Genomic DNA, 10,438 nt, shown 5'->3' with positions numbered 1-10,438 from the left:
GTGGGGTGGGTGGGGTAAATGGCTCACGAAATGAGATCGGTTGATTACTGTAGGTGACATGTCTGAGGTGAAATCGGTCGCCCAGCGAGGCGACCTCTTCGGTCAGCGGCTCCGCGAGCACTGCGCCGGGCAGCCGATCAGGCGGCTCGACGTGCTGGTCGCCGGGTGCGCCTACGACGAGCCGCTGGTCCTCGACCACATCGAGACCAGAGCCACCGGGGTCGACGAAGACCTGCCGGCGATCAGGAAGGCAGTGGAGGAGCGGGCCGACCTGGTCGCCTGGTCCCTCGGCGACCTGCGCGGCGTCGCGCTGCCGCCGAGGTCCTTCGACGTCATCCAGCTGTCGTTCCTGCTTGAACGGGTCCACCACGCCGAGCTCGTCCTCGACCGCCTGCTGCGGGCGCTGCGCCCGGGCGGGCTCGTGCTGCTGCGCATGCGCGACCGAAGGTCGGCCTACGGCCTGCTCGACCGGATGACGCCGTCGTTCCTGCGCCGGCTGCTGTGGCCGGTCATGGTGCCGGCCGGGACGCCGGGCCCGCTGCCGGCCGTGTACGAGCCGCTGGCCTCCAGCGACGGGCTGCACGCGTTCTGCCTGAGCCGCGGGCTCATGATCACCGACGACCGGCGCAGCACGAGCGGCCCGGCCAGGTCACGCCGGATCGGCGCGGTGGCGGTGGCGATGATGTCCAACCTGACCAGCGGCCGGTTCCCCTCCTCCCACGACGAGATCACCATGGTCATCAGAAAGCCTCAGCATCACTTCGCCCGGCTCATCTAGTGACACACTGGCATCAGCCGGTAGACTCCTTCCCTACCAATTCAATCGGAATAGTTGGGATGTAGGAACCGTGGAGTGGACCCCCGACCAGCGCGAACTGGCCGACCTCGAGCTAATGCTCTGCGGCGCTTTCGAGCCGCTGACCGGGTTCCTCGGCCACGACGACCTCCACACGGTGCACGAGCGCGGCACCCTCGCCGACGGCACCCCGTGGCCCGCGCCCGTGACCCTGCACCTGCCCGCCGACGTCTCTCCCGGCGACGAGGTCACCCTGCTCGACCCCGAGGGGCTGCCGCTGGCCGTCCTGACCGTGACGGCCCACGAGCCCGACGGGCTGACCTCCGGGCCGATCAAGGCCCTGAGCACGCCGGAGCACGGCCCGTTCGCCCGGCTGCGGCGCACGCCCGCCGAGGTCAGGCAGGAGCTCGGCGGCCGCCCGGCGCTGGGCGTCACCATGCGCGGCCCGCTCGACGACCTGTCCGAGGCGGTCGCCACCGCGAAGGAGCTCGACGCGGTGATCCTGCTGCTCCCGCTCGCGTACGGCGAGGCCGGCCCCGCGGTCGTGCGCGCTGCGCTGCGGGCGAAGGACCAGCTGCCCGAGGGGACGCTCGTCGTCCCGGTGCCGCTCGCCCCGCGCGACGAGCCCGAGATCGACCTGGAACTGCGCGAACACGTCGCCACCGCCTACGGAGCGACGGAACACCTCGCCGGCCCCGACCCCGTGCACATCCCCGGCCCGCCCCACCGCCGCGGCCTGGTCGTCTTCTTCACCGGATTGTCCGGCTCAGGCAAGTCCACGATCGCCCGCGGCCTGCGCGACGCGCTGCTGGAGCTGGGCTCCCGCACGGTGACCTACCTCGACGGCGACGTGGTGCGCCACCTGCTGTCCAAGGGCCTGACGTTCTCCAAGGCCGACCGCGACCTGAACATCCGCCGCATCGGCTTCGTGGCCGCCGAGGCCGCCCGCCACGGCGGCCTGGCGATCTGCGCCCCGATCGCGCCGTACGCGGCCACCCGCGCGGAGGTGCGCGCGATGGTCGAGTCCGTCGGCGCCGACTTCCTGCTGGTGCACGTCGCGACGCCGCTGGAGGAGTGCGAGCGGCGCGACCGCAAGGGCCTGTACGCCAAGGCCCGCGCCGGCCTGATCCCCGAGTTCACCGGCATCTCCGATCCGTACGAAGAACCGGACGACGCCGATCTGGTGATCGATACCACGCACATGTCGATCGAGGCGGCCGTCTCCAGGGTGCTCGACACGCTGAAGTCCGGAGGCTGGGTCCGTTGATCGACTTCCCCCTGATCGCCGGGTCCTTCGTCGTCGCCATCGTGGTCGGGCTGACCGGCATGGGCGGCGGCGCCCTGATGACCCCGATGATGATGTTGTTCTTCAACGTGCCGCCACTGGCGGCGGTCTCCAGCGACCTGGTCGCCTCGGCCGTGATGAAGCCGGTCGGCAGCTTCGTCCACCTGCGTCACGGCACCGTCAACCTGCGCCTGGTCGGCTGGCTGTGCGCGGGGTCGGTGCCGACGGCCTTCTGCGGGGTGTTCCTGGCCAGGGCGTTCGCGGTCACCGACGCGGTGAAGTACGCCCTCGGCGTGGCGCTGCTGCTGGCCGTGGCGGGCATGGCGCTGAAGAGCTGGTTCGCCGGGCGGGGCGGAACGTCGAGCGCGCACGAGATCGTCGTGCGCCCAATACCTACCCTACTGGTCGGTATGGTGGGCGGTTTGGTGGTCGGCGTGTCCTCCGTCGGCTCCGGGTCGCTCATCATCGTGGCCCTGCTGGTGCTGTATCCGGCGCTCAAGGCCAACCAGCTCGTCGGCACGGACCTGGTGCAGGCCGTGCCGCTGGTCGCCGCCGCCGCGCTCGGCCACCTGCTGTTCGGCGACTTCCAGCTCGACCTCACCGTCTCGCTGCTGATCGGCTCGATCCCGGGCGTCTACCTCGGCGCCCGGATCTCCTCACGCGCCCCCGGCGGCCTGATCAGGGCCATGCTGGCGATCGTCCTGCTCGCCTCGGCGCTCAAGCTGCTCGACGCCGGCAACCTGTTCACCGTCTGCGCCCTCATTGTGGCCGTCGCGGTCACCGTCGCCGGCTGGCTGCTGCGGCGCCGCGCGAGCGCCAGGCGCGCGGCTGCGGAGGCCGACGGCGCCCCGGCGGACGGGCGGCCGCAGGAAGTGAGCCCCTAGGTAGGCTACGGCCGCGGCACCGGGGTCGAGCGGAAGTACGGATCCCGGGCCAGCTCGGCGAACGCGCGGTCGGCGCCCTGATCGGCGTCGAAGCTCGTGTCACCCCGTGGCGCGTGCGGCGAGTCGAAGTAGAGCAGCGCCTTGATCTGCGGATACCGCTTGATCTGCCGGCTCACCGACTCGTAGAAGCGGCGCTTGAACGACCGGTCGTGAGGCCGCTCGAACACCCCCCATTCGGCCACCATGACCGGCTTGCCGGGGAAGCGCGCCTGCATCCACCGGTAGAAGCCAGGCCAGTCGGGATAGTCCTTGCGGGTCTTGTTGACCAGGCCGTGGAAGTCCTGCACCCGCTGGTCGGCGTACGGGTCCATGGCCACCCAGTCGACCACGTCGTCGCCCGGGTAGAGCTCCTCGAACCAGGGCTTGGACGCCCAGTTGGGCGCCCCCATGTACGTCATGACCACGACCGCGTTCCTGACCCCGCGTTCGCGCAGCCGCAGCACGACGTGACGGAACATGGCCGCGTAGTCGGCGGCCCGCATGCCCGAACCCGGCGAGGGGTTGACGTCGTTCTCGGGCTCGTGGTGCACGGTGAGGAAGAACCGCTCGGGGAACTCACGCCGCAGGTGGGCGGCCAGCCGGTCGATGCGGCGGTCGAGGGCGCCACCGGCGATGTCGGCCCACGTGTGCTCGAACGACGGCTTCCAGTTGATCATGAGCAGCCGTGGCCGTTCGGGGTCGCGGGCCAGCCTGATCTCCGCGTCGGTCGGGAACAGCTCGCTGCCCCGGTGGTAGACGTGCACCACGTCGGCGGCGGCCCCCATGCGCGCCTCCGCGCCGTGCAGCGCCTGCTCCACCGGGGCGCCGGTGAAGACCTCCGGCGCGATGCCCCACCACGCGCCGCAGGACGGGATGAGCTTCGAGGTGGCCGTGCAGGTGGGCGAGCGCACGGCCGGCTGCACCGAACGGCTCTCGACCGGCGGCACGCTCCCGGCGCCCTCCGCGCCGGAGCAGGCGGCCAGCACCGTGACCACGGCCATGGCTGCGCCGGTGAGCGCGGTGTGCGTAGTTTTGTGAGATTTACCCCGTAGCTGCAAAGCCTTCCTACCCCCTTGTCGAACGACCCCCGCCTATCACACCTGAACCTTGCCACGCTGTTCTTGGAACGTCAGCCAGTGTGAGAGTCTCCCCAGTTCACGCCAAGGATCGAGCCGCCCGAATTTTTCTGATATTTCGATTTATCAGGTGCCTTCTTTCTGGCCGTACCGGAGAAAATCTTGCGTATTCCACCTGGGTGATAACCGTCCGTCCTATAGTGAGCGCGCGCCCGGACAGTGACGCAGTGTCGCCGATCCGCGACGATCCGCGACGATCCGCACACATCCCAGGAGACCGCCCATGAGCTCCGGCACCGGCCTGGACGATCACCTCGCGCTGTTGCGCAGGCGGTGGCTGCCGCTCGTGGGCTGCGTCGTGATCGGCTGCGCCGCGGCGCTCGCGCTGCTGCTGCTCACGCCGCCCGTCTACACCGCGACCACGCAGGTGCACGTCCTGCCGGTGGGCGTGCCGGAGCCGCTCAACCAGGTCACCAACCGCCAGCGCGAGGCGCTCAACCTCGACACCGAGGCCCAGGTCGCCCAGTCGGCGGCCGTCGCCGCGCGCGCGGCCAGGGTCCTCGGGGGCGTGGAGCCCGAGCCGGCCGAGGTGTTCGTGCCGCCCAACTCGGCGGTGTTGTGGATCTCGGTGACGGCCGGCGACCCCGACAGCGCCGCCGCCCAGTCGCGCGCGTACGCCGAGGCGTACCTCGACCATCGCCGCTCGGGCGCCCTCAGCGCGCTGACCGCGCAGCAGCAGGCCGTGCTGACCAAGTACAAGCAGGTCAACGCCGCGCTCGACCAGGTCGTCCGGGAGCTCGTCCGGCTGACCAGGGGCACGCCCGAGCACACGCTTGCCCAGCAGCGCCAGAACGTGCTCAACCGCCAGTCCGCCGGCCTCGCGCTCAAGTACGACGCGCTGCGGACGGTCGCGGTGACCCCGGGCGCCATCCTCAGCCGGGCCACGCCACCGGACGCCCCCAGCGCCCCCAGCCTGCCGCTCTACCTCGGCACCGGGCTGATGGCGGGCCTGCTGGCCGGCTCGGCCGCCGCCTACGCCCGCGACCGGCTCGACCGGCGGCTGCGCACGGCCGCCGACGTCGAACGGCTGACCGGCCTGCCCGTCCTCGGCGACCTGTCGGGGCCGCGCCCGCACGGCCTGCTGGCGGACCTGGCCGGGGAGGTCGTCTCGGCCTCCCCGGGCAAGCGGCTCCTGGTCAGGACGCTCCCCCACGACCTGCAGCCCGCCCGCCGCCGCGCCGAGCCGCTGCCGGTGAGCCTGCCGCTCGTCCTGCTCGACGGCTCCGACGCCCGCGACCTGGCCAGGGCCGAGGCCGCCCTGCTCGTCGTGGGCCTGGGCCGGGTCACCTCCACGGACGTCGCCGCCGCCGTACGGCGACTGGCCCGGCACGACGTCCCGGTCATCGGCGTGGTCACGGCGGCCGAGGCGGTGCCGACGTTCGTACCGCTGCTGGAGCCGCACCCGCACCACACGCTCGGCAAGCTCGTCGCGAGCGGCGAGCTCGACCTGGGCCTGCCGCCCGAGGCCACCCCCATCCAGCACTTCCACCACCCGCAGCGGCCGGGCATGCCGACGTGAGCAGAGCCGCCTGGCCCATCGCGGCGCTGCTGATCGGTTACCCGGTCTGGTGGGCGCTCGGGTTCGGGGGGCTGTCGGTGATCGTGGTGGCGGCGCCGATGGCGGTGGTGTTGTGGCGGCGCCGGCCGATCAGGGTGCCGCGCGGCTTCGGGCTGTGGGCGCTGCTGCTGGCCGGCTACCTCATCAGCGGGCTCATGCTGGCCGAGTCGCCGCCCGGCACGTACGGCGAGCTGGGCGCCGGCCGGATCCTCGGCTATCTCATGCGGCTGGCGCTCTACACGTCCGTGCTGGTCATGATGCTCTACCTGGGCAACCTCACCGAGCGGGAGCTGCCGCAGCTGCGCCTGGTGCGGATGCTCGGCGTGCTGTTCGTGACCACGGTCGCGGGCGGGCTGCTCGGCGTGCTCTTCCCGGCCTTCTCCTACACCTCGCCGGTGCAGCTGCTGCTGCCCGACTGGATCGGCGGCAACCCGTTCGTCCAGAACCTCATCCAGCCCACGGCGGCGCAGACGCAGATGGTGCTGGGGTACGCGGCGCCGCGGCCCGAGGCGCCCTACGAGTGGGCCAACGCCTGGGGCAGCAACGCCTCGGTGCTGCTGGTCTGGTTCGTGGTCGGCTGGTGGGTGTACGGCCGGACCCGGCACAAGGTCTTCGCGACCGTGGTGCTCGCCCTGGCGGCGGTCCCGATCGTGTACTCGCTCAACCGGGGCCTGTGGATCGGCCTCGGCCTGGCGGTGCTCTACCTCATCGCCCGGGTGGGCGGGCGCACGCGGGTCGTGACGTGCGGGCTGGTGGCCACGGCGGCGCTGGCGTTCGCGCTCAGCCCGCTGGCGCCGCTGGTCGCCCAGCGGCTGGACCGGCCGCACTCCAACGACATCCGGGCCTTCACCGTGAGCGCGACCCTCGCGGCGGCCACCCACTCGCCGGTCATCGGCTACGGCAACACCCGCAACGCCACCGGCAACCACCGCTCGATCACCACGGGCAAGACCCAGTGGTGCCCGACCTGCGGACACCCGCCCCTGGGCGGCGACGGGCAGCTCTGGCTGCTGATCATCACCCAGGGGTTCACCGGCGCGCTGCTGTACGCGGCGTTCTTCCTCGGCGCCATCCGGCGCCACTGGCGCGACCGCAGCCCGATCGGGCTGGCCGGGGTGCTCGTGATGGGGCTCGTGCTGCTCTACATGTTCATCTACGACGGCCTGGTCTCGCCGCTCAGCCTCTATCTCATCTCGTTCGCCCTGCTGTGGAGAAACTCATAACGGGATCCCGGCCTCGAAGCTGAAGGGCCGGGCTTTCAGCCGAATCGGCTGAGGCCGCCGTTACCAGCACCAGCCATCACCGACAAGGAGGTGACCTTGATGGCTACGTTCCGTACAGGACGGAAGACCGACCGGGCTGTGCTTCCTCAGCAGCCCGCTCTCGAATTCGGTCCAGCAGACACGCCCTGGATCGGGTACGAAACGGGGATCGAAGACCGCGCCGTGCGTGCGGTACCCGGTGCGGAACATGTGCGAGAGGAGACCGGTAGCGCCGCTGCCGGCGTCACCCCCGGACCCGTACAGGCCGGGGAGAAGGACCGTGAGGTCCGCACCATCCATGCGGCCGTGTTCGTTCTCGACAAGCACGGCCGGCCGCTCCAGCCCGCCACCCCGGCCAGGGCCCGCAAGCTCTTGAGAAAGGGACGTGCTGTTGTCGCACGTCACACCCCGTTCGTCATCCGGCTGAAGGACCGCATGGTCGGCCAGTCGCAGGTCGACGGTGTCGAGGTCGGCATCGACCCCGGCAGCAGGCACACCGGCATCGCCGTGTTCACCACCCAAGCAGGTGAGCGGCGCGGCCGGTACAGCATCCAGCTCGACCACCGCGGCGCGCAGATCAGCGCGAAGCTGAAGCGGCGCGCCGGCTACCGGCGCGGCCGGCGCTCCCGGAACCTGCGCTACCGGGCACCTCGTTTCCGCAACCGGGCCCGCCCGGACGGCTGGCTTGCCCCGTCGCTCCAGCACCGAGTGGACACACCACCGTCTCGTGGGTGGATCGCCTGTGCCGGTGGTCTCCGGTCCGTGCGGTGCACGTGGAGCGGGTGGCGTTCGACACCCACACCCTCACCGCAGGCCGCCCCCTGGAGGGCGCCGAATACCAGCAGGGCACCCTGTACGGGTACGAAGTGCGCGAGTACCTGCTCGCCAAGTGGGGCCGAGCCTGCGCCTACTGCGGCGCGACCGGGGTGCCGCTCAACATCGACCACATCCACCCGCGTAGCAGGGGCGGCTCGGACCGGGTGTCGAATCTGGTCGTTGCCTGCATCTCGTGTAATCAGGTCAAGGACGACCGGCTGGTGGAGGAGTTCCTGTCCGGCAAGCCGAAGCTGCTCGCCCGGATCCGGGCACACGCCAAGGCGCCGCTGCGCGACGCGGCCGCTGCCCAGTCGACCAGGTGGGCGCTGTGGCGACGGCTCGACCAGCGGCTCCCGGTCCACACCGCCTCGGGCGGCCGGACGAAGTGGAACCGCACCCGCGCCGGCCTGCCCAAGTCCCACACGCTCGACGCCCTATGCGCAGGCAAGCTCGACACCGTCACCGAGACCGTCCAGACGGTTCTGGTGGCCGGCTGCGCCGGGCGGGGCACCCACTGCCGCACCCGGACCGACGCCCACGGTTTTCCCCGCCTGCGCCTGCCCCGCACCAAGCAGTTCTTCGGGTTCGCCACCGGTGACCTGGTCCGGGCCGTCGTCCCGGCGGGCAAGAAGGCCGGCACGCACACGGGCAGGGTCGCCGTCCGCGCCACCGGCAAGTTCAACATCACCACCCTGCACGGCACCGTCCAGGGGATCCATCATCGGCACGTCCGCCTGCTGCAACGTGCGGACGGTTACGCGTACACGATCACGAAGGAGCAGTGATGCGCTCTTCGCGCCCACGGCTGTCCCGGCTCCGCCGGGCCGCCCCTGTCGGCGCTCCGATTTCTCTCGGCCATCAAGGAGCGGGTTTCCTCGGAGGTTCCCAATGACCGACGCCGCGACCCGTCTCGGCTACCTCGCGGAGACCGTGCGGCTGCTGTACCCGGGGACGGGCTCGCCCCGGGCCTACACCGTGCTGCCGCTTCCCGCCCTGCCCCGGCGGCTGGCGCCGCGACGATGGTGGCATGTGGGCTCCCGGGTCATGGTGCCCGACGAGGGGTCGATCGCGGCGTACCTGAGCGAGGTCTTCGAGCGGCCGGTGGAGACGGTCCTGCACGTGCGTCCGGCGCGGCGGGCCAACCGCAAGCCCGTGCTGGAGGCGCGCTCGCAAGGGCGGCGGCTGGCGTTCGTGAAGGTCGGCGACACGCCCCGCACCCGCGAGTTGCTCGCCACGGAGGCGGCGGCGCTGCGCCGGCTGGCCGGGCTGTCCCTCGACGTGGTGGCCACCCCGTACGTGTTGCACCACGGCGAGTGGCGCGGCCTGTCGGTGCTGGCCGTCTCGCCGCTGCCGGTACGCCGCCGCCGGGTGCCGCGCCCGCTGCTGCTCGACGCCGTCAGGGAGATCGCCGAGACCGGCGGCACCCGCCCGGCCTGGCACGGGGACCTCTCCCCGTGGAACATGTGCCCGTCGCCCGACGGCCGGGTGCTCGTGTGGGACTGGGAGCGCTACGAGATCGGCGTCCCGTACGGGTTCGACGCCGTCCACCACTTCTTCCAGCGGGCGCTGCGCCGGATGCGCCCGCCGGTCGCGGCGCGGGCGTGCCTGGCCCAGTCCGTACGGGTGCTCGCTCCCCTGGGGTTGTCGGCGGCGGCGGCCCGGCACACCGCGCTGCGGTACCTGATCGCGCTGGCCGACCGGCACGCCGCCGACGGCCACGAACCGCTCGGCCCGCCGGAGAGCTGGCTCAACCCGGTCGTCGACCACCAGGAGTCCCTGACATGAAGACGATGAAGCGCTCGGCCCTTTCCCTGTCGCGGTCGGCGGGACGGTTCACGGCGGGGGCGCGGGTGCTGCCGTCGTTCCTCATCGTGGGGGCGCAGCGGTGCGGCACCACCTCGCTCTACCGGGCGCTCGCCCAGCACCCGCTGCTGCTCAAGCCGGTGCTGCACAAGGGGGTGCACTACTTCGACGTCGCCTACGACCGCGGCCTGCGCTGGTACCGGGCCCATTTCCCGTTACAGGCGGGCGCCGCCCTGCTCGGCCGCCGGCACGGCGGGGCCGCGCAGGCGTACGAGTCGTCCCCCTACTACCTGTTCCATCCGCTGGCCGGGGAGCGCATCGCCGCGACCCTGCCGGGCGTGAAGCTCGTCGTGCTCGTCCGCGACCCCGTCGAGCGGGCCTGCTCCGCTCATGCCCACGAGCTGGCCAGGGGCTTCGAGACGGAGTCGCATCTCGAGACCGCGCTGGAGCTCGAGGAGCAGCGGCTGGCCGGAGCCGACGAGCTGTTGCGCGCGCTCCCCTACGCGTCGCACCACTCCCACCGCCACCACGCCTACGTGACCCGGGGTCGCTACGCCGACCAGCTCGACCGGCTGGAGCCGCTGTTCGGCTGTGACCGGATCCTCGTGCTGGACAGCCACCGGTTCTTCGCCCATCCCGAGGCGGTCTACGACCGGGTGCTGGAGTTCCTGGGGGTGCCGCACCTGGGGTACCCGGTGTTCGAGCGGCACAACGGCCGGGCGCTGCCGCGTCCGGTGCCGGCCGCGCTGGAGCGGTCGCTGCGCGAGCGGTTCGAGCCGGACGACGCCCGGTTGGCGCGGTGGCTGGGCGAGGAGCCTTCGTGGCGGCGTTGAGCCTGGCCGGGGCCGCGGGGGTGGCG

Annotated in this window: 9 protein-coding genes and 1 pseudogene; 9 read left to right on the top strand and 1 reads right to left on the bottom strand. The window is 71.9% G+C overall.

The genetic code is table 11. The features are described from left to right. Nucleotides 1-58 precede the first annotated feature (58 nt). From C1J01_RS41470 to C1J01_RS41460, 3 genes are all read left to right on the top strand, one after another. Nucleotides 59-778, top strand: coding sequence for a class I SAM-dependent methyltransferase (locus C1J01_RS41470; protein ID WP_111184527.1), 720 nt, complete (start codon nucleotides 59-61; stop codon nucleotides 776-778). 70 nt (nucleotides 779-848) lie between these two features. After that, a complete protein-coding gene (gene cysC / locus C1J01_RS41465; RefSeq protein ID WP_111184526.1) occupies nucleotides 849-2,063 on the top strand; it encodes an adenylyl-sulfate kinase in 1,215 nt (404 codons plus the stop codon). Further along, the gene (locus C1J01_RS41460) at nucleotides 2,060-2,965 is read left to right on the top strand and encodes a sulfite exporter TauE/SafE family protein (protein WP_111184525.1); all 906 of its coding nucleotides are present in this window, start codon (nucleotides 2,060-2,062) and stop codon (nucleotides 2,963-2,965) included. The genes cysC and C1J01_RS41460 overlap by 4 nt, the downstream gene beginning before the upstream one ends. 5 nt (nucleotides 2,966-2,970) lie before the next feature. Here C1J01_RS41460 and C1J01_RS41455 read toward each other — a convergent pair whose 3' ends face one another. Continuing rightward, nucleotides 2,971-4,005: a glycoside hydrolase family 26 protein gene (locus C1J01_RS41455; RefSeq protein WP_111184524.1), complete on the bottom strand. Its 1,035-nt coding sequence runs from the start codon at nucleotides 4,003-4,005 to the stop codon at nucleotides 2,971-2,973. Between the two features lie 358 nt (nucleotides 4,006-4,363). Between C1J01_RS41455 and C1J01_RS41450 the strand changes: the two genes are divergently transcribed. From C1J01_RS41450 to C1J01_RS41430, 6 genes and pseudogenes are all read left to right on the top strand, one after another. Further along, nucleotides 4,364-5,659: a Wzz/FepE/Etk N-terminal domain-containing protein gene (locus C1J01_RS41450; protein WP_111184523.1), complete on the top strand. Its 1,296-nt coding sequence runs from the start codon at nucleotides 4,364-4,366 to the stop codon at nucleotides 5,657-5,659. Continuing rightward, nucleotides 5,656-6,921 (top strand): hypothetical protein, encoded by a 1,266-nt coding sequence (locus C1J01_RS41445; protein ID WP_111184522.1) that lies wholly within the window; start codon nucleotides 5,656-5,658, stop codon nucleotides 6,919-6,921. The genes C1J01_RS41450 and C1J01_RS41445 overlap by 4 nt, the downstream gene beginning before the upstream one ends. A 99-nt stretch (nucleotides 6,922-7,020) precedes the next feature. Further along, nucleotides 7,021-7,617, top strand: a pseudogene (locus C1J01_RS52760) (RRXRR domain-containing protein); the annotation flags it as partial. A gap of 110 nt (nucleotides 7,618-7,727) precedes the next feature. Beyond that, a complete protein-coding gene (gene iscB, locus C1J01_RS52755; RefSeq protein WP_235855010.1) occupies nucleotides 7,728-8,561 on the top strand; it encodes an RNA-guided endonuclease IscB in 834 nt (277 codons plus the stop codon). 103 nt (nucleotides 8,562-8,664) lie between these two features. Then, nucleotides 8,665-9,561: a hypothetical protein gene (locus tag C1J01_RS41435; RefSeq protein WP_111184521.1), complete on the top strand. Its 897-nt coding sequence runs from the start codon at nucleotides 8,665-8,667 to the stop codon at nucleotides 9,559-9,561. Then, entirely contained in the window at nucleotides 9,558-10,412 is an 855-nt protein-coding gene (locus C1J01_RS41430) for a sulfotransferase family protein (protein ID WP_111184520.1), read from the top strand. Before C1J01_RS41435 ends, C1J01_RS41430 begins: the two co-directional genes overlap by 4 nt. Nucleotides 10,413-10,438 lie beyond the last annotated feature (26 nt).

The sequence above is a fragment of the Nonomuraea aridisoli genome (assembly GCF_003236395.1).
GTDB classification, from domain to species: domain Bacteria; phylum Actinomycetota; class Actinomycetes; order Streptosporangiales; family Streptosporangiaceae; genus Nonomuraea; species Nonomuraea aridisoli.
The sequence above is the reverse complement of the archived record's forward strand: the minus strand, read 5'-3'. Positions and strand labels throughout refer to the sequence as shown.

Excerpts from the sequence above, each read along its gene's own strand:
- C1J01_RS41430 (WP_111184520.1), top strand. The coding sequence starts at position 9,558 with ATGAAGACGATGAAGCGCTCGGCCCTTTCCCTGTCGCGGTCGGCGGGA.
- C1J01_RS41435 (WP_111184521.1), top strand. The coding sequence starts at position 8,665 with ATGACCGACGCCGCGACCCGTCTCGGCTACCTCGCGGAGACCGTGCGG.
- C1J01_RS41470 (WP_111184527.1), top strand. The coding sequence starts at position 59 with ATGTCTGAGGTGAAATCGGTCGCCCAGCGAGGCGACCTCTTCGGTCAG.
- C1J01_RS41455 (WP_111184524.1), bottom strand. The coding sequence starts at position 4,005 with ATGGCCGTGGTCACGGTGCTGGCCGCCTGCTCCGGCGCGGAGGGCGCC.
- C1J01_RS41450 (WP_111184523.1), top strand. The coding sequence starts at position 4,364 with ATGAGCTCCGGCACCGGCCTGGACGATCACCTCGCGCTGTTGCGCAGG.